Raw genomic sequence first — 17,321 nt, 5'->3', positions numbered from 1 at the left:
GGAAGGGTGTTGCGTGATCACGAACGTTCTGTGACTGATGGGTTAAGAGGCCTTCTGTCCGTTTAGTTCATCTTTGGTCTTTCTTGCTGTCCGGACGTGACGTCCCGTTGTGCGTTCGGGGGCGGATTCACTGCTGCCCCACCCGTCCCGGCTGCAGGACCTGGGTGAACAGCACGCCGCCGCCTTCCTGCCGTAGCCGTACGGTCAGCTCGCCGCTGTCGCCGTCGACATCGACCTCGCCGAAGTACTGCGGGGTCTCGGCGGGGGAGGTGTTGGAGCGGCTGGGCGCCTTGATGAACCGCTGCTCGGGGCCGAACGTCCCGTCGAGCTTCAGGGCCTGGAAGCCGCCCGCGGCCAGCGGCCCCGACACGAACTCCCAGAACGGCGCGAAGTCCTTGAACGCCGCACGCGAGGGGTCGTAGTGCTGGGCCGAGGTGTAGTGCACGTCCGTGGTCAGCCAGAGCGTTCCGGTGATCTTGCGGTGCTTGATGTGCCGCAGGAGCTCGGCGATCTGCAGCTCCCGGCCGAGCGGCGCGCCGGGGTCGCCCTGCGCGACCGCCTCGAAGTTCGCCGAGCCGTCCGGTACGACGAGACCCAGCGGCATGTCGGACGCGATGACCTTCCAGGTGGCACGCGAGCGCGACAACTCGCGCTTGAGCCAGCGCAGTTGCTCGGCGCCCAGGATGCCGGTGGCGTCGTCGGGCTGCCTGCCGGGCGAGTTGGCGTTGCGGTAGGAGCGCATGTCCAGGACGAACACGTCCAGGAGCGGGCCGTGCCGCAGCACGCGGTACACCCGGCCGTCGTCGTCGCCCGGTGGGAGCGTCGAGACCGGGAAGTACTCGCTGAACGCCCGCAGCGAGCGCCCGGCGAGTACGTCCACGTTCTTCTCGGTGTAGCGGGGGTCGGTCAGGATCTGCCCCGGGTACCAGTTGTTGCGCACCTCGTGGTCGTCCCACTGGACGATGGAGGGAACCTGGGCGTTGAAGCGCCGCAGGTTCTCGTCCAGGAGGTTGTAGCGGAAGGCCCCGCGGAACTCCGCGAGCGACTCGGCGACCTTCGACTTCTCCTCCGTGGTGATGTTCCGCCACACCGTGCCGTCCGGCAGGGTGACGCTCGGCAGGATGGGGCCGTCGGCGTAGATGTGGTCGCCGCTGCACAGGAAGAAGTCCGGGTCCCTGCGGCGCATCTCGTCGAAGATGCGCCATCCGCCGCGGTCCGGGTTGATGCCCCACCCCTGGCCCGCGATGTCGCCCGACCACAGGAAGCGCACGCCTTCCCTGCGGCTCTTCGGCGACGTACGGAACGTGCCGGTGACCGGCTCGCCGGTGCGTCTGGGGTCGTCGGGGTCGGCCAGGACCACGCGGTAGTGGATCTGCTCGCCCGCGGGCAGCCCGCGCAGCCGCGTCGTCCCCGTGAAGTCCGTGTCGGGTCCGAGCAACGGACCGCGCCAGCGGGTGGGGTTACGGAACGACTCCGTGGCGGAGGTCTCCACGATCATGCGGGCGGGGCGGTCGGAACGCGTCCAGACCAGGCCCGCGTGCGCTGTCACGTCACCCGCCTGCACACCCCACTCGGCCCGCGGCCGTCCCGAAAGGGCGAGCGCCGGAGCGGCCCCGGCGAGACCGGGCACGGCCAGCGCCGCCGGCACGGCGAGCGAGCCGCGCAGCACGCTGCGGCGGCGAGGGGACGGGCTCGGCTGAGGGTGTGACATGAATGCGCCTCCAGGGACAGGTCCGACCAGTGTGCAGGGCCACAACTAGTGGTGCGCGGCGGCGCACACACAAACCCCAAGTGAACAACTGCCCATGGGCAGAAGGGAACCAGTGTGCGAAGCCTGTGTCGCTACATCGCCGGTCGCCGGTCGCCGGTCGCCGGTCGCCGGCCCTCGGCCGTGCGCCCGACGTCGAACGGCCGATGTCCGCAAGATCATCCGCCGTCTACGCTGCGACGGCAGGGGCGCGCGGCCGAGCGCGCCGCGTCCGAAGGGGGAGCCCATGCCGGTCAACGGGCAGAGCCACATCCGCATCGCCCGCCCGTCCCGTGACCTCGCGGCGGCGGAGCGGTTCTGGGTGACGGGCCTCGGCCTGGACGTCGTATGGCGGTCGCAAGGTGGTGACGTTCCCGGTGAGCACGACCTGCTGATGGCCGGATGGCCGGACGCGTCCTGGCATCTCGAACTCGTCCACGAGCCGGGCAAGCCGGTCAAGCCCCGGCCCACGGAGGAGGACCTGCTCGTCATCTACGTCGATGAGCCCGTCCCCGAGGAGCTGGTGGCCCGTCTCGAAGCGCACGGCGGCAAGCGCGTCACATCGCCCAACCCCTACTGGAACGAGTGGGGCGTCACCATCGAGGACCCGGACGGCTACCGTCTGGTGCTCTGCACGCGCGCGTGGTCCAACTCCTGATCGCGTCCCGGATCAGGATCCGGACCTTGCGCGGCTTCGGCGAGGAGCCGCACCCCCTCGATGATCCTCGCGGGCGTCAGGTGCGCGTACCCGAGGACAAGCCGCACCCCGGAGCCGTCCGCCGAGCCGTACTCACTCAGCGGTCTGACCGCGACCCCGGCCGCCGACGCCCGCCGAAGAAACGCCTCCTGCGGCCCCCAGCGGTCGGGGAGCCGCGCGATGACGTGCAGCCCGGCGGCGATGCCGGTGACCTCGGCGCCGGGAAAGTGCTCGTCGAGCGCCGCGACCAGGGTGTCCCTGCGCTCGCGGTAGGCGCGCTGGCAGCGGCGCAACTGGCGGTCGTAGTCACCGCGTTCGATGAACCGGGCGAGCAGCGCCTGGTCGAGCGAGGGATTGCCGAGGTCCATCATCCGCTTGCGGGCGACGACCTCCTCGGTCATCGACTCCGGCACAAGGAGCCAGCCCAGGCGAAGCCCCGGAGCGAGCGACTTGCTGACCGAGCCCGTATACGCGACGTGCTCGGGGTCGAGTCCCTGCAGCGCGCCCACCGGGGCGCGGTCGTAGCGGAAGTCCCCGTCGTAGTCGTCCTCGACGACCAGACCGTCCACGGACCTGGCCCAGTCGAGGAGTTCGGTGCGCCGCCGCGCCGAACAGCCGATGCCCAGGGGGAACTGATGGGCGGGCGTCGTGACCACGGCGCGCAGGCCCCGCTCCCGCAGTACGCCGGTGACCACACCCTCGTCGTCGAGGGGGACCGGCACCGTGGCGACGTCCGCCGACGCGAACAGGTCGGCGGCCTGCGGGCTTCCGGGGTCCTCGACGCCGATGGCACGCACCCCGCGCGCGTGGAGCACGAAACCGACCAGCGCCATGGCCTGCGCGACTCCGGAGCACACGACGATCCCCTCCGGGTCGGCGACCACGCCCCGGCGGCGAACGAGCAGTTCGGCGAGGGCCGTACGCAGCCGGGGCAGACCGCGCGGGTCGGGGTAGCCGAGCGCGTGGTGCGGCAGTTCGGCCAGCACACCGCGGTGCGCGGCGGCCCACGCGGCGCGCGGGAACAGGGACAGGTCGGGGGTTCCCGCGATGAAGTCCACGCGCGCGTGCACGGGACGCGGCGCCAGATCACGGGCCCCTCGTGCGGCGGCCCTCGCCGCACCGCCCACCCAGGTCCCCGCCCCGCGGTCGCTGCGCAGATAGCCCTCGGCCGTCAGCTGCTCGTACGCCTCCGTGACCAGGCCACGTGAGACGCCCAGATCGGCGGCGAGTTCACGGCTGGACGGCAGCCGCGTCCCTGGTGCCAGCCGCCCGGACCTGACCGCCTCGCGCAGCGCCGACTGGAGGCTGCGGCCACGGCTGCGGGCGGGGGCGGACGCGGCGGGGAGCAGCAGCTCCCAAGCGGCGGTCCCAGGCATCCGCCCTGAATCCGATGTCACGTGATGCACCTCCTGTGCGTTCCGGCGCCGGCAAGTGGTCCCCGAACAGCCCCCGGAAGTGGACCTTAAACCGGTCCGCGTCCCTGCCTAGCGTCAGGGACATGAACGCGAACCTCACCCGCGGCTCCCTGCTCGCCGCCCTCGCCTGCCTCCTCGTAGGCGGCTCCTTCACCGCCAACAGCCTCCTCGGCGACTACCCGTACGCCGGCGGCCAGTTCCTGCGCTACGGCCTGGCCTGTCTGCTGCTCCTGCCGCTGCTCGGGCGGGGCGGCACCGCGCCGCTGCGCCGGCTGACGCGACGGCAGTGGGGGCGGCTCGCGGTCCTCGCCGCCGTCGGCATGGTCGGCTTCAACCTGGCGATCCTCGCCGCCGAACGAACGGCGGAACCTGCCGTACCGGGTGTCTTCGTAGGGTGCGCCCCGGTCGTCGTGGCGGTGATCGTGCCTCTACTGGAGGGTCGTCGGCCACAACGGGCCGTCATGTACGGCGCGTTGATCGTGGCGGCAGGAGCCTTCACCGTGCAGGGCTGGGGGCGCACCGACGCGGTCGGCATCGTCTTCTCGGTCGGCGCGCTCGCGGGCGAGGTCGGCTTCGCGGTCCTCGCCGTGCCCGTCCTGCGGCCGCTCGGCCCGAAGCTGCTCTCCGCCACGGTGTGCGGGATCGCCGCCGTCGAGTCCGCCGCCATCGGCGCCGTGGCCGACGGCAGGGACATGCTGCGGGTGCCTGACACCACCGAGGCTGCGGCCCTGCTGTGGCAGGCGGCGATCGTCACCGTCATCGGGTTCGTCTGCTGGTACTCGGGCATCCAGCGCATCGGTGCCGAGCGGGCCACCCTCTTCTCCGGTCTGATCCCCGTGGCGGCGGCCTTCACCGCCCCCTTGGTCGGCACCGGCGGCTACGGAGTGCCGCAGGCCGTGGGGAGCGCGCTCGTCGGGACGGGGGTGGCCCTGGGCTCCGGCGTGCTACGCGGCAGGGTCGCGGCGGCACGTGTCGAGGACCACGCGGGCGACAAGGGCCGGGTCGTCGTTCATCGGGACGTGCCCGCAGCCGGGCAGCCGCACCAGACGGGCGCCGGGAACGGTGTGCTTGGCGCGGATCCCCTGGCGGCGCAGCAGGATCCGGTCACGGCTGCCCCACGCGACGGTGACCGCGAGTCCGGGCACATCGAAGCCGAAGAGCCCGTCGCGCCCGGCGGCCAGCGTCTGCTCGAACCCCTGGGCGTCACGCAGCGCGAGCGTCTCGGCGACGACGGCCTCGGGTGAACGGCGCCCCGGGCGGGCGTAGATGGTGCTCGTGAGCGCCGCCCGCCCGGCAGCCGTCCGCGAAAGACGCTCGATCATCGGCAGCGGAAGGAGCCGCGCCCCGTGCCGCATCGCGAGCAGGGTGGTGAACGCGTACCGCCGCTCCGCGGGCGTCCAGAAACCGGCGGGGGAGAGCGCGGTGACCGACCGCACGAGCTTCTCGCGGCCGAGCCCAAGGGCGAGAAGCCCGCCCAGGGAATTGCCCGCCACATGCGGGCGCTCGATCTCAAGCGCCTCGCACAGCGAGCCGAGCACGGACACCACCGTGGAGATGTCGTAGGGAAGCCCGTCGGGAAGCGCGGGAGACTCCCCGAAGCCCGGGAGATCCACGGCTATGACGTCGTACTCCGTCGCCAGGATGTCGAACACCGAGCCCCATGCCTGACGGTGGTGGCCGATGCCGTGCAGCAGGAGCAGGGGCTCTCCCTCGCCCGCGCGTTCGTACGCGACGGACACCGTCCGCGGGCCGCCGGTCGATTCGACGCTGAAGGACACCTCTGCGGCCATTGCTGCTCCACTCCCCGCCGCCTGGCGACGGTCCTCAGACACCTTAGACACCTTGTCAGCAACAATTACCGCTCAGTAGCCTTCAGTTCAAGGGGTGGCGCGACGGTCGCCGGTCCGGTGTGGGGTGCGACGCACCCGATGCGTCTGGACAGCGGGTGATCCGTCAGGTGGGATGGAGAGGTGGCAACGGACACCGCGATCGACGTCTTCGAAGAGCACCGACCCGTCCTGATGGGCGTGGCCTACCGCATGCTCGGCCGGGTGGCCGACGCGGAGGACGTCGTGCAGGACGCCTGGCTGCGCTGGTCGGCGGCCGATCAGACGCAAGTGCGCGAACCGCGTGCCTACTTGGTGCGCGTCACCACGCGGCTCGCCATCGACCGGCTGCGCCACGTGCAGTCCCGGCGCGAGTCCTACGTGGGGCCGTGGCTGCCCGAACCCCTGATCACCGACTACGGCCCCACTGTCCCCGACACCGCCGAGCAGGCCGTCCTCGCCGATTCGGTCTCACTCGCCGTCCTGGTCGTCCTGGAGTCCCTGTCGCCGCTGGAGCGCGCGGTGTTCGTGCTCCGGGAGGCCTTCGGGTTCCCGTTCGCGGAGATCGCCCTCACGCTGGACCGCGGCGAACCTGCCGTCCGGCAGCTCGCGGCGCGGGCCCGCAAACACGTCGACGAGCGCAGGCCGCGCTACGACGTGGACCCGGACGAGCGCCGCGACCTGACCGAGCGGTTCCTCGCCGCGGCGGCCGAGGGCGACCTGGACGGCCTGATGTCCCTGCTCGCCCCGGACGTACGCCTCGTCGGCGACAGCGGTGGCAAGGCCAAGGCGCCGCTGCGCGTCATCGAGACCGCCGACAAGGTGGGCCGTTTCCTGGACGGCGCGGCCCGCAAGGGCGTGGCCGAGGGTGCGAAGGTGGAGTTCCGCTTCCTGGAGATCAACGGCGCCGACTCCGTCCTGGTCGTGGTCGACGGCAAACCGGACAGCGTCTTCCAACTGGACGTCGTCGACGGGCAGATCCGATACGTCTACATCATCCGCAACCCGGACAAGCTGCTCGGCCTCGGCGTATAGACGCCGGCCGGCGCAGTCGGCGACCGGCCAACCCCCGTCCATCAAGGGCGGGGGTTTCGTCGTGTGGGCCACGCGCGCGTGGCCGTACGCCAACATCGCGTGAATGCTCTGTGGCATCGACCCTGTGCGGGCTGTAACGGATCGAGGATTGGTCTTGACCAAGGGTGGGTGCGGCTCTATCGTCGCAGAGATAGTGCAGGAACCTTTAATAAACAAGGGCGCTAAAACGCCGCCGGTACACGGCGATTGCGGAGGACAGGGTGGGGACCACGCAGCTGGAAACGGCACCGGAGCCGAAGTACTGGCACCTCAAGACCGTGCTCAGCGAGGCACTCGACTCCGAGTTCGCCGTGGGCGAGATCCTGCCCAACGAACGTGATCTCGCGGCCCGCTTCGGCGTCGCCCGCGCCACGCTCCGTCAGGCGCTCGAGCAGTTGGAGCTCGAAGGCCGACTGCAGCGCCGCCGCGGGGTCGGCACGACTGTCGCCCCGCCGCGGATGGGTGTGGCCGTCGGATCCGCACAGGGCACATGGCCGGGCGCGGTCGGCGACGCCTGGCAGCCCGTAGACTGCGCGCCGGCGGTCCCGCCCGCCGCGGTGGCCCGCATGCTGGAGACCAAGCCCGAAGAGCCCGTACACGTGGTGCGTCGTACGCGCGTCTCGCACGGCCAGCCCGTCGCCGCCGAGCTGCTGTACGTCCCGCTGTCATCCGTCGCGGAACTGTCCGCCATCGATGCCCCGTCCGGGCCCGCGCGTGCGCGTGCCGTGCTGCGTGAGCTGCACCGGCTCGGTCTCGAAGGGCAGGACAGGGCCGTCGAGCTGGGCTCGGCCCGCGCGGACGACGCCAAGGCGCTCGACCGGCTGCCCGGCGCCCCGGTCCTCGTCGTGACGACCCGCTTCCTGGCCGAGGGACGCACCGCCGCGGTCTCCGCGGCGACCTACCGCGCCGACACCTGCCGCCTCACGTTCGGTGACGCGGTCGGCGTCGAGATCCACCACGGCCCGGAGCGCCAGGCCTCCTGACGCCCGCCCGACCCGAGCGCGGCGCTTTCAGCGCCGCGCCGTGACCGTCCCCTCCACCGCGAACAGCTGCTCCTCGACATGGTCGAGCGCTAGGCGCAGCGCGCCCGTGGCGATGGCGGCCTCGCCGAGTATCGACAGGGCCACCCGGGGTGGCCGCAGGCAGTAGCGGGCCAGCTCCCGGCGCAGGGGTTCGAGCACGCCGTCGAGGCCTGCCGCCCAGCCGCCGACGACGACCAGTTCGGGGTCAAGGGCGAGGACCAGCGCCGCCACATCGTGCACGAGGCGCTGGATGAACCGCTCGACGGCCTGCTTCGCCCGCTCGTCGCCCTCGCGCGCGTGGGCGAACACCTCCGCCACCGCCTGCTCGTCGAGCGGATGCAGCGGCTCGTCCGTGGTCGAAAGCAGCGTCTCCGGGGTCACGTCACGGCCCAGCAGATGCAGCGCGCCGATCTCCCCGGCCGCGCCTCCGTAGCCGCGGTGCAGCCGCCCGCCGATCAGCGCACCGGCTCCCGGGCTGAGCCCGGCGAGGACCATCACCACGTCGTCGGACTCCATCGCCGCGCCCTTCCAGTGCTCGGCGACGGCCGCCGCGTTGGCGTCGTTCTCCACCAGGACCGGGCACTTGAAGGACCTGCGAAGGCGCTCGCCCAGCGGGAGACCTGTCCACTCCGGCAGGGCTGTGCCCAGGCGGACCGTGCCGTCCGCCTCGACGATGCCCGGACTGCCGACCCCGACCGCCCGCAGTGAGCTGCGGGCGATGCCGCCCCGGCGCAGCAGGTCGGCGACCGCCGTGCGCAGGCGCTCGATGCGTTCGTCAGCCGGGGCCGTCTCGTCCACGACCTTGGCCGTCGTGCCAAGGACCCGGCCGTCCAGGTCCGAGAGGACGGCGGCCACCCGGTGCGGGCCGATCTCCAGGCCGAGCAGATGCCCCGCCTCCGCCCGGAAGCGGAACCTCCGGGCGGGCCGTCCCTGGCGTCTGGCCGCGCCTTCCTCGGCGGCGGTCTCCACCACGAGCCCGGCCTCGATCAGCCCCTCGACCACGCCCTCGACGGTGGGCCGGGAGAGCCCGGTCACCCGGGTCACCTCGGTGAGTGTCGCGAAGTCCGTCGCACGCAGCGCGTGCAGCACCACCGCGGAGTTGATCCGCCGCAGCAGAGAGGGATCCCCGCCGGTCAGCCGCCCCAACGTCCGTCCTCCCAGCTCGTGCGCATGTTGGCCGGATCGTACTCGCCGTGGCCGGTCGCTGCGAGTGCCGGGCCCATCTGTCACACAGTGTGCCGATCTTCCCCTCGCTCGGCCCGGCCGCTCGGGCCGCCGCTCAGCCGGGCGCGACGAAACCGGATTCGTACGCGGCGATCACGGCCTGCGTCCGGTCGCGGGCGCCCAGCTTCCCCAACAGGGAACTGACATGTGACTTGACCGTCTCGGCGCCGACGACCAGCTCCGCCGCGATCTCCGCGTTCGACAGGCCCCGCGTCATGAGACGCAGCACGTCCGCCTCGCGCTCGGTGAGCGCCGCCCGTTCCAGGGCTGCCTTGGCCCCCGCGTTGCCGGGGCGCCGCCCGTACTCGTCCGCCAACTGCCGCACCGCTGCGGGGAACAACAGCGACTCGCCCTCCGCGACAAGACGCACGGCGTTCACGATCTCCGCGGGACGGGCCCGCTTCAGGAGGAAGCCGTCGGCGCCCGCGCGCAGCGCCTCGTACACGTACTCGTCGTTCTCGAAGGTCGTCACCACGAGGATCTTCGGCGGGTCGTGCACGGTGCGCAGGACGGCGCGCGTGGCCTCGATGCCGTCGAGCAGCGGCATGCGGACGTCCATGGCGACCACATCCGGGCGCAGTTGACGCACCAGGGGGATCACCGCGGCGCCGTCGGCCGCCTCGCCGACCACCTCGATGTCGGGCTGCGCCTCCAGGACGGCTCGCAGGCCCGTGCGTACGAGGGGTTCGTCGTCGACGAGCAGGACGGTGACAGGCATCCGGCCAGCGTAGGTCACCCGAGGGGCAGCTCGACGTGCACCTGCCACTCACCCTCACGCGGGCCCGTCGTGGCCCGGCCGCCGAGCAGGGCCGCCCGCTCGCGGATGCCGCGCAGCCCGCTGCCCCCGCGGCCGGTGGCCTCTCCGCCCGCGGGCAGGGCGTTGCGCACGTCCATCACGAGGGCGGCTTCGTCGACCGTGAGCCGTATCCGCACCGGGACAGGACCCGCGTGGCGCAGCACGTTGGTGAGCGCCTCCTGAAGCATCCGGTAGGCCTCGCGGGTGACCGGTCCCGGCAACCGCTCCAGCCGGCCCGTCACTTCGATGTCGACCTTCGCCCCCGAGGCCCGCGCGGAGTCCAGGAGCCGCTCGGCGTCGCCGAGTGTGGGGCGTCCGCTCGCGGGCCGCGCGTCCTCCCGCAGGACGCGCAGGACGCGCTCCAGGTCCTCCAGGGCGGCCCGGCCGGTGTCCGCGATCGCGTCAAGGGCGCGGTCCGTGAACTCCGGGTCGGCCGCGGCCTTGGCCGCGCCCGCCTGGACGACGGCGATGGTCAGCGCGTGACCTATGGAGTCGTGCAGTTCCCGTGCGATGCGGTTGCGTTCGAGGAGTTGCTCGGTGCGCACCTCCAGGGCGGCGAGACGCTCCACGGGGGAGGGGCCAAGGAGCCGGCGGGCGGCTGCCGCCATCAGCCGGCCCGCCACCACGGCAAGCGCGAGCAGGAGCAGCACCGGGAGCGGCGCGAGCAGCGGGTTGGTCCAGTTCGGGGCGGGGACGGGGAGGAGCAGCCCGGGGTCTTCGGCGGGCTCCGAGGCGGCACCCAGCAGGGCCAGCATGGTCCCGAGCAGCTGCACCGTGCAGAACGCGCCCGCCGCCCCGGCCTCAAGGCGCAGCACGAGCCACGCCGCCGTCCTGCCCCGGTCGCGCCAGGACGCGGAGGGGGCGACGGAGACGCCGGGATCCTCGTCATCGCCCGGCACGCGCGCGTGCTGCCCCGGGAACAGCATCAGCCGGGCCTGCAGCCCCTCCGCACGGCGCATGGACGGCAGCAGGGCGGCCGCCGCCACCAGCGGGACCGGCTGGACCACGATCAGCGCCCAGTCGGCGTACGAAGGATCGCTGAGGCCGGGATAGACGAACGCGATCATCAACGCGATGGCCGAACCGATGAGCAGATGCAGCCAACGCGTGTAGGTGACCGCGCGGGTGAGCGGCCTGAGGAAGTGGGGCATCACGCCATCGTGCCAGCCACCTCTCGCCGTTCGGTTCCCCCGTGCGGGGGAGGCGGACTCCCCGGGCGGGGGAAGACCCACCACCCGCCGGGCCGCGAGTCTGGGCCCATGACCAGCATCGACGTCCAAGACCTCACCAAGGAGTACGGCACCGTCCGCGCGGTGGACGGCCTGTCGTTCACCGTCCGCCCGGGCAAGGTCACCGGTTTCCTCGGCCCCAACGGCGCCGGCAAGTCCACCACCATGCGCCTCGTCCTCGGCCTCGACCGGCCCACTTCGGGGAGCGCGACCGTGGGCGGCCGTTCCTATGCGGCCATCGACGAACCTCTGCGCCACGTGGGAGCCCTGCTCGACGCCCAGGCCGCGCACGGATCGCGGACGGCAAGGAACCACCTCCTCGCCCTCGCCGTCAGCAACCGCATCCCCGCGCGCCGCGTGGACGAGGTCCTCGAAGAGGCCGGACTCACCACGGTGGCCGGGCGCCGGATCAAGACGTTCTCCCTGGGCATGCGCCAGCGCCTGGGCATCGCGGCGGCGCTCCTCGGCGACCCCAGGACCGTCATGCTGGACGAGCCGTCCAACGGGCTCGACCCCGAAGGCATCATCTGGATCCGCGAGTTGGTGCGACGCCTCGCACGCGAGGGCCGCACGGTGCTGGTGTCCAGCCATCTCATGAACGAGACGGCCACGTTCGCCGACCACCTGATCGTCCTCGGCAGGGGCAGGCTGCTCGCCGACACCTCGATGCGGGACTTCATCGAGGCGCACAGCGCCCCGCGGGTCCGGCTGCGCACCCCGGAGAGCGAGCGGCTGCGGGACCTCCTCGCGGACAAGGGGTACGCGATGACCGCGGGGGACGACGGCCGCTGGACGGTGGACGGCGCGAAGGCCGAGGAGATCGGGGCCATCGCCGCCGGGCACGGCGTCCCCCTCCTTGAACTCTCCGACCAGCAGGCCTCCTTGGAGCAGGCCTACCTCGCCCTCACAGCCGACGACACCGAGTTCGCCGCCGCGCCGACGCCCCGCCAGGAGGTCTGACCATGACCATGACCACAACCGCCGTGCTCCACTCGGAGTGGATCAAGATCAGGTCGCTGCGGGCCGGTCTCGGGTCGCTGATCGCCGTCTTCCTTGCCACCGTCGCCATCACCGTGCTCGCGCTCGCCTCGATCGGCACGGCGGAGGCGGACAACGCCGGCTTCGAACCGCTCTTCGGTGCCTTCTACGCGCTCAACTTCGGCCAGATCGCCGCCATCAGCTTCGGTACGACGGCGATGTCCTCCGAGTATCTGAACGGGGCCCTGCGGATCTCGCTCTCCGCGGTGCCGCGCAGAGGGCTCTTCTACGGGGCCAAGGTCGCCGTGGTGGGGGCGCTGGCGCTCGGCGTGGGGATCGTCACCAGCTTCGTCAGCTTCCTGGCAGGGCAGGCCTTCATGGGGGACTACGCCATCGGCCTCGGTCACGACGGCGCGGTCCGGGCGTGCGTCGGAGGAGGCGTGTACCTCGGGCTCATGGCGCTGCTCGCCGCGGGGCTGACCGCGCTGCTGCGCAGCGGGATCGCCGTGCTGAGCATCCTCATCCCGTTCACGCTCATCGTCTCCTTCGTGGTCGGGGACGTCGCGAGCGGCGCCGCCCAGTTCCTGCCGGACAAGGCGGGACAGCAGGTGCTCCACCAGGACCCGACCGGAACACTCGGGCCCTGGGCGGGGCTTGCCGTGATGGCGGCGTGGGCGGGGGCCGCGCTCCTTGCGGGCTGGTGGGCCGTGCGGCGCCGTGACGCGTGAGGCGGATGTCCGGATGCTGAGGACGGGGACCTGACAGGGGGCCAGTTGTCAGTGGTGGCGGCTTTACTGGATGTCATGAGTACCGCACAGCATCTCGCCGCGATCGACCTGCTGTGCTCCAGGGAGTTCCCCGCGGAGCACGGCAGGTCGGGGAGCGGCGTCGGCGGTCCGGGGTACCACATCGCCGAGTTACTGACGAGCGACGGCTTCTGGGAGGACGACGGCACGCAGTGGGAGGCGACAGCGGATCAGTACGACGCCGAGCGCGACGGCCTTTCGGTCCTCCTCGCCGACCGCTGGGGAGCGCCGCAGATATTCAGCCTGGCCGGCCTCTTCGAGCGGACGCAGGGCGGGGACGAGGTCGAAGACGTATCGGAGCCGTGGGGCTCACTGAGCGCGTCGGTGCCGGATCTTCACCTCTGGCGGGTCGACGGCCGGTGGATCGCGCTCGGTGTCTCGCAGTGGGACAAGGAGCTGCCGTTCCAGCTCCTCGCCGTGGTCACGGAGATCGATCCGCCGTAGCGGACGCGTCGGGGGTGTGGACGTCGTAGGCATGGATGCGCAGGGCCCGGCCGCAGTTGGGGTCACGCGTTCCTCGCTCCACGCGCATGCCGAGCTTGTGCATGACGCGTTCCGAGGCGTCGTTGCCCACCTGGACGATGCTGACGATCCGCTCCAGACCACGGTCGGTGAGACCGAAGTCGAGGGCCGTGCGTGCCGCCTCGGTGGCCAGACCCCGCCCCCAGAAGGAGCGTCCGAGCCGCCAGCCGATCTCCACGGCGGGCAGCACCTCGGGAAGGTACCGCGGCACGGACAGGCCGGTGAACCCGGCGAGTTCACCGGTGGCGCGCACCTCCACCGCGAAGAGACCGAAGCCTTCGGTGTCCCAGCCGTGCTCCCACATCGCCATGGTGGACCGTGTCTGCTCCTCCCGGTCGTGGACGGAACCGTCGCCGATCCAGCGCATCACCTCGGGATCGGAATTGATCACGGTCATGGGTGCGACGTCCGTCTCGCGCCAGCGCCGGAGCACGAGGCGGGGCGTCAGGATCAGGGTCACCGCGGGGCCGCATCAGGCGCCAGGCCCAGCTCGTCGCCGCCGCGGGGCGCGAAGTGGCGGGCCACTTCCGCGTCGGTCACCCGCGTGAGCTCGGCGGGGGACCAGTGCGGATCGCGGTCCTTGTCGACGACCTGGGCGCGGATGCCCTCGACCATGTCCGGCGCGGTGATCGCGGTGGACGAGACGCGGAACTCCTGGTCGAGCACCTCCTCCAAAGAGATGAGGGCGCGGGCCCGGCGCAGGGAGGCGAGCGTGACCTTCAGGGCGGTCGGCGACTTGCCGAGGATCGTCTCCGCCGTCTCCTTCGCCGCCCGGTCACCGGAGTTGTACAGCCGGTCGACGATCTCCTCCACGGAGTCCGCGGCATAGCAGGCGTCGATCCACTCGCGGTGGGAGGCGAGTTCACCCTCGGGAGCGGCGGCAGCGTACTCCTCCACAACCTCACTCACCTCGGCTTCGGCGAGCGCGGCGGTGAAGTCCGCCAGCCGTTCGGAGGGCACGTAATGGTCGGCGAGGCCGCACAGCAGCGCGTCGGCGGCGCCCACGGCTGCGCCGGTCAGCGCGAGGTGGGTGCCCAGTTCGCCGGGCGCGCGCGTCAGCAGATATGTACCGCCGACGTCCGGCACGAAGCCGATCCCGGTCTCCGGCATGGCGACCCTGGAGCGCTCGGTGACGATCCGCACGCCGCCGTGCGCGGAGAGTCCGACGCCGCCGCCCATCACGATGCCGTCCATCACGGCGACGTACGGCTTCGGGAAGCGGGCGATGCGGGCGTTGAGGCGGTACTCGGCACGCCAGAAGTCCACGGACGCGGCGCCCCCGCCCGCACGGATGTCGTCATGGATGGACCGGATGTCACCCCCGGCACACAGCCCACGTTCACCGGCCCCGGTGAGGACGACGGTGGCGACGGCGTCGTCCCGCTCCCAACGCCGGAGGGCGTCGTCGATCAGGCGGACCATGGCGTGGTTGAGGGCGTTGATGGCACGGGGACGGTTGAGAACGATGTGCCCCGCGCGGCCGTGGGTGCGCAGGAGAACGGGGGCTTCGTCGGAGTCAGCGGTGGTCATGGGGCGGGTGGCTCCTTCGACGGGTGACTCGGTCGGTCGATCAGCGCGTGACGGACGGCGCACGCACGGTTCGAATCTACGGTGTGGCTTTCGGCGGACGGCGGAAGGGGCGGCCCTGGTCCGTCACGGCGAGTGGAAGGCGACCTCCGGGTTGGCTTTCGAGGGGTCGTCCAGGAGGGGGCGGTGCTGGTTGCGGAGGTGTCGGTCGAAGAAGGCCGTGGCGTAGCCGGTGGTGATCTGCCACGAGCGCTTGCCGGAGAGCGGGGCCTTCGGGTCGGTCATCCCCAGCTGTTCGCCGAGTATCGGCAGATCGGTGAAGGTGAGGTGCCCGGAGTCCGCGACCGTGAGCCAGCGCTTCCAGCCGTTCAGGCGCTGCCACTGCTGAAGCCAAGTGGCGTCGTCGGCACGGGGGTTGTGACCCTCGCGGGTACCGAGCATGAGGACGGGGCGGCTGGTACCCGCGGACGGCACCGGGGCGAAGAACGTGCCGTCCAAGTTGGCGGCGGCGCGGATCCGGTGGTCCGTGCCGGCGGCCACAGCCGCCGCGTTTCCGCCCAGCGAGTGGCCTGCGGCCCCGATCCGCCGGGTGTCGACGAGCGCCGCGTAATCGGGGTGCCGCCCCCCGCCTGGGCGGGACCCTGCGGTCAGCTCGTCGATGACGAAAGAGATGTCAGCCGCCCGGTTCCTTGTGGCCTTGGCCAGCATCTTCTTCTCCCCGGCGTCACCGCCCGGCGCCTCCTCGACCTTCCTGCACGCGACACAGGTGCGGATGCGCGAGGAGCCCTTGTCACCCGGGAATTCCGTTCCGAAGGACTCGTACGCGTGGTCTACGACGGCGACGAGGTAACCGTGCGAGGCCAATGTCTCCGCGAGCGCGGTGAGAGTTGCGCGGTGCAGCGTGAAGCCCGGGGAGAGGACGACCAGCGGGTGCTTGCCCCTGGCGGGGCGGGCGGTGGAACGGGCGTTCGTGCGGACGGAGGTCAGCTGCTCGGCGTGGATCACCTTGTCCAGCTTCTGCCCCTTCAGGAGCTGTTCCGCCTCCTTGGCCGACAGGTACGGGGCGCGGTCGCCGTCACCGCCCCGGTGCCGGGCCGGGTAGAAGACGGACACCATCAGCTCGCGGGACCCCGCTGACGGCACCCACGGGTCTCGGCGCTTGTCGTCCACGAGGTGGAGGGAGTCCCGGCCGATCTCGTAGGACCCGGTTGGGCGCGGAAGGGCGAGCGCGGCTTCCGTCGCCGACGGGGAAGCGTGTCCCGCCGACGACGAGCCGCCGTCCTCGGCGCAGGCCGCGAAGGCAGGGGCGAGGAGGGAGAGGGCCAACAAAACGGTGACGGCGTTGCGCCGTACGCGGATTCTGATCATGCCCTGGAGCGTATGAACCGCGGAAAGCCTCCGGCAGCGACGAAGGTGTGGAGCAACCCCCTACTTTCGTCAGGGGATTCGGGCGTCAGTGAGAACTGCCCCCGCCCCCCTGGAACGCCTCCAGAATCCGCTCGGCCGCAGTCGTAGCCGTCAACGTGCCCTCCCGCACCCGCTGTTCCAGGTCGGGGGCCAGCGCCCGCACCACCGCATCCCCCCGCAGCCGGTCAAGCAGCTCGTCGCGCACCATCGTCCACGTCCAGTCCACCTGCTGATCGCGCCGCTTGGCAGCGAGGCGGCCCGTGGAGTCGAGCAGGGAACGGTGCTGCTCCAGGCGGTCCCAGACCTCGTCGAGGCCGCTGGACTCCCGTGCGCTGCAGCTGAGCACCGGGGGAGTCCAGGCCGCATCCGCCGGGTGCATCAGCCTTAGCGCGCCAGCCAGTTCACGCGCCGCCGAGCGCGCGTCACGTTCGTGCGGGCCGTCCGCCTTGTTGATGGCGAGGACGTCCGCCAGTTCCAGGACGCCCTTCTTGATGCCCTGCAACTGGTCGCCGGTCCGGGCCAGGCTGAGCAGCAGGAACGAGTCGACCATGTTCGCGACCGCCGTCTCCGACTGGCCCACGCCCACCGTCTCCACGAGCACCACGTCGTAGCCCGCCGCCTCCATCACCACGATCGACTCGCGCGTCGCCTTCGCGACCCCGCCGAGCGTCCCCGCGGTGGGCGATGGACGCACGAAGGCCGCGGGGTCCACCGACAGGCGTTCCATCCTGGTCTTGTCGCCCAGGATGGAGCCGCCCGTCCGCGTGGACGACGGGTCGACGGCGAGGACCGCGACCCGGTGGCCGAGCCCCGTCAGCATCGTGCCGAGCGCGTCGATGAACGTCGACTTGCCCACGCCGGGCACCCCACTGATGCCGATCCGCCGCGCCCGCCCGCTGTGCGGAAGCAGCTGGGTCAGCAACTCCTGTGCCAGGGCCCGGTGTTGGGGCCGGGTCGACTCGACGAGCGTGATGGCGCGGGCGATCTGCGCCCGCTTCCCGTCGAGTACGCCCTTGACGTACGCGTCGATGTCGATCCTCGGCGCCGCCAT

The 17,321-nt window shown here is 71.8% G+C and carries 16 protein-coding genes and 1 pseudogene; 7 read left to right on the top strand and 10 right to left on the bottom strand.

From position 1 onward, the window contains the following. Positions 1 to 127: 127 nt before the first annotated feature. The gene (locus ACGFX9_RS29830) at positions 128 to 1,711 is read right to left on the bottom strand and encodes an alkaline phosphatase D family protein (protein WP_393479194.1); all 1,584 of its coding nucleotides are present in this window, start codon (positions 1,709 to 1,711) and stop codon (positions 128 to 130) included. A 283-nt stretch (positions 1,712 to 1,994) separates the two neighbouring features. On the opposite strand from ACGFX9_RS29830, the gene ACGFX9_RS29825 reads away from it, so the two are divergent. Beyond that, complete coding sequence (locus tag ACGFX9_RS29825) at positions 1,995 to 2,405, top strand: VOC family protein (protein WP_393479189.1); 411 nt, start codon at positions 1,995 to 1,997, stop codon at positions 2,403 to 2,405. Here the strand turns inward: ACGFX9_RS29825 and ACGFX9_RS29820 are convergent. After that, entirely contained in the window at positions 2,363 to 3,820 is a 1,458-nt protein-coding gene (locus ACGFX9_RS29820) for a PLP-dependent aminotransferase family protein (protein ID WP_393479618.1), read from the bottom strand. The genes ACGFX9_RS29825 and ACGFX9_RS29820 overlap by 43 nt on opposite strands. Before the next feature lie 14 nt (positions 3,821 to 3,834). Here ACGFX9_RS29820 and ACGFX9_RS29815 point away from each other — a divergent pair. Next, positions 3,835 to 4,779 (top strand): annotated as a pseudogene (locus ACGFX9_RS29815) (DMT family transporter); the annotation flags it as partial. A gap of 24 nt (positions 4,780 to 4,803) precedes the next feature. Here ACGFX9_RS29815 and ACGFX9_RS29810 read toward each other — a convergent pair. Next, entirely contained in the window at positions 4,804 to 5,649 is an 846-nt protein-coding gene (locus tag ACGFX9_RS29810; RefSeq protein ID WP_393479186.1) for an alpha/beta fold hydrolase, read from the bottom strand. 180 nt (positions 5,650 to 5,829) lie between these two features. Between ACGFX9_RS29810 and sigJ the strand changes: the two genes are divergently transcribed. Next, a complete protein-coding gene (gene sigJ / locus ACGFX9_RS29805; protein ID WP_393479181.1) occupies positions 5,830 to 6,720 on the top strand; it encodes an RNA polymerase sigma factor SigJ in 891 nt (296 codons plus the stop codon). 260 nt (positions 6,721 to 6,980) lie between these two features. Then, entirely contained in the window at positions 6,981 to 7,742 is a 762-nt protein-coding gene (locus ACGFX9_RS29800) for a GntR family transcriptional regulator (RefSeq protein ID WP_393479178.1), read from the top strand. Between the two features lie 27 nt (positions 7,743 to 7,769). Here the strand turns inward: ACGFX9_RS29800 and ACGFX9_RS29795 are convergent, their stop codons facing one another. From ACGFX9_RS29795 to ACGFX9_RS29785, 3 genes are all read right to left on the bottom strand, one after another. After that, the gene (locus ACGFX9_RS29795; RefSeq protein ID WP_393479173.1) at positions 7,770 to 8,927 is read right to left on the bottom strand and encodes an ROK family transcriptional regulator; all 1,158 of its coding nucleotides are present in this window, start codon (positions 8,925 to 8,927) and stop codon (positions 7,770 to 7,772) included. Between the two features lie 133 nt (positions 8,928 to 9,060). Then, a complete protein-coding gene (locus tag ACGFX9_RS29790; protein ID WP_393479169.1) occupies positions 9,061 to 9,723 on the bottom strand; it encodes a response regulator in 663 nt (220 codons plus the stop codon). A gap of 14 nt (positions 9,724 to 9,737) precedes the next feature. Then, positions 9,738 to 10,952 carry a sensor histidine kinase gene (locus ACGFX9_RS29785; RefSeq protein ID WP_393479164.1) on the bottom strand — a complete coding sequence of 405 codons (1,215 nt, stop codon included), beginning with the start codon at positions 10,950 to 10,952 and terminating at the stop codon, positions 9,738 to 9,740. 108 nt (positions 10,953 to 11,060) lie between these two features. Between ACGFX9_RS29785 and ACGFX9_RS29780 the strand changes: the two genes are divergently transcribed. The 3 genes from ACGFX9_RS29780 to ACGFX9_RS29770 all read left to right on the top strand — a co-directional run bounded on the left by ACGFX9_RS29780 (position 11,061) and on the right by ACGFX9_RS29770 (position 13,258). Then, positions 11,061 to 11,990 carry an ATP-binding cassette domain-containing protein gene (locus tag ACGFX9_RS29780; RefSeq protein WP_393479160.1) on the top strand — a complete coding sequence of 310 codons (930 nt, stop codon included), beginning with the start codon at positions 11,061 to 11,063 and terminating at the stop codon, positions 11,988 to 11,990. 2 nt (positions 11,991 to 11,992) lie between these two features. Further along, on the top strand, positions 11,993 to 12,736 hold the full coding sequence (locus ACGFX9_RS29775; RefSeq protein WP_393479157.1) for an ABC transporter permease: 744 nt from the start codon (positions 11,993 to 11,995) through the stop codon (positions 12,734 to 12,736). 75 nt (positions 12,737 to 12,811) lie between these two features. Beyond that, the gene (locus ACGFX9_RS29770; RefSeq protein ID WP_393479152.1) at positions 12,812 to 13,258 is read left to right on the top strand and encodes a hypothetical protein; all 447 of its coding nucleotides are present in this window, start codon (positions 12,812 to 12,814) and stop codon (positions 13,256 to 13,258) included. Here the strand turns inward: ACGFX9_RS29770 and ACGFX9_RS29765 are convergent. From ACGFX9_RS29765 to meaB, 4 genes are all read right to left on the bottom strand, one after another. Continuing rightward, positions 13,236 to 13,796: a GNAT family N-acetyltransferase gene (locus ACGFX9_RS29765; protein WP_393479148.1), complete on the bottom strand. Its 561-nt coding sequence runs from the start codon at positions 13,794 to 13,796 to the stop codon at positions 13,236 to 13,238. The two genes, ACGFX9_RS29770 and ACGFX9_RS29765, sit on opposite strands and share 23 nt — an antisense overlap. Further along, the gene (locus tag ACGFX9_RS29760; RefSeq protein WP_393479145.1) at positions 13,793 to 14,866 is read right to left on the bottom strand and encodes an enoyl-CoA hydratase/isomerase family protein; all 1,074 of its coding nucleotides are present in this window, start codon (positions 14,864 to 14,866) and stop codon (positions 13,793 to 13,795) included. The genes ACGFX9_RS29765 and ACGFX9_RS29760 overlap by 4 nt, the downstream gene beginning before the upstream one ends. A 123-nt stretch (positions 14,867 to 14,989) precedes the next feature. Next, positions 14,990 to 16,231: an alpha/beta hydrolase family protein gene (locus ACGFX9_RS29755; RefSeq protein ID WP_393479142.1), complete on the bottom strand. Its 1,242-nt coding sequence runs from the start codon at positions 16,229 to 16,231 to the stop codon at positions 14,990 to 14,992. An 85-nt stretch (positions 16,232 to 16,316) separates the two neighbouring features. Next, complete coding sequence (gene meaB / locus ACGFX9_RS29750) at positions 16,317 to 17,321, bottom strand: methylmalonyl Co-A mutase-associated GTPase MeaB (RefSeq protein ID WP_393479139.1); 1,005 nt, start codon at positions 17,319 to 17,321, stop codon at positions 16,317 to 16,319.

This window comes from Streptomyces sp. NPDC048436, assembly GCF_043200355.1.
Lineage (GTDB): Bacteria > Actinomycetota > Actinomycetes > Streptomycetales > Streptomycetaceae > Streptomyces.
Note: the sequence above shows the minus strand (reverse complement) of the source record. Positions and strands in the feature narration are given on the sequence as shown.

What these genes read in the sequence shown, in the direction of transcription:
- ACGFX9_RS29830 (WP_393479194.1), bottom strand. Translation starts at nt 1,711, where the DNA reads ATGTCACACCCTCAGCCGAGCCCGTCCCCTCGCCGCCGCAGCGTGCTG.
- ACGFX9_RS29825 (WP_393479189.1), top strand. Translation starts at nt 1,995, where the DNA reads ATGCCGGTCAACGGGCAGAGCCACATCCGCATCGCCCGCCCGTCCCGT.
- ACGFX9_RS29820 (WP_393479618.1), bottom strand. Translation starts at nt 3,820, where the DNA reads ATGCCTGGGACCGCCGCTTGGGAGCTGCTGCTCCCCGCCGCGTCCGCC.
- ACGFX9_RS29810 (WP_393479186.1), bottom strand. Translation starts at nt 5,649, where the DNA reads ATGGCCGCAGAGGTGTCCTTCAGCGTCGAATCGACCGGCGGCCCGCGG.
- ACGFX9_RS29790 (WP_393479169.1), bottom strand. Translation starts at nt 9,723, where the DNA reads ATGCCTGTCACCGTCCTGCTCGTCGACGACGAACCCCTCGTACGCACG.
- ACGFX9_RS29785 (WP_393479164.1), bottom strand. Translation starts at nt 10,952, where the DNA reads ATGCCCCACTTCCTCAGGCCGCTCACCCGCGCGGTCACCTACACGCGT.
- ACGFX9_RS29780 (WP_393479160.1), top strand. Translation starts at nt 11,061, where the DNA reads ATGACCAGCATCGACGTCCAAGACCTCACCAAGGAGTACGGCACCGTC.
- ACGFX9_RS29775 (WP_393479157.1), top strand. Translation starts at nt 11,993, where the DNA reads ATGACCATGACCACAACCGCCGTGCTCCACTCGGAGTGGATCAAGATC.
- ACGFX9_RS29770 (WP_393479152.1), top strand. Translation starts at nt 12,812, where the DNA reads ATGAGTACCGCACAGCATCTCGCCGCGATCGACCTGCTGTGCTCCAGG.
- ACGFX9_RS29760 (WP_393479145.1), bottom strand. Translation starts at nt 14,866, where the DNA reads ATGACCACCGCTGACTCCGACGAAGCCCCCGTTCTCCTGCGCACCCAC.
- ACGFX9_RS29755 (WP_393479142.1), bottom strand. Translation starts at nt 16,231, where the DNA reads ATGATCAGAATCCGCGTACGGCGCAACGCCGTCACCGTTTTGTTGGCC.
- meaB (WP_393479139.1), bottom strand. Translation starts at nt 17,321, where the DNA reads ATGGCGGCGCCGAGGATCGACATCGACGCGTACGTCAAGGGCGTACTC.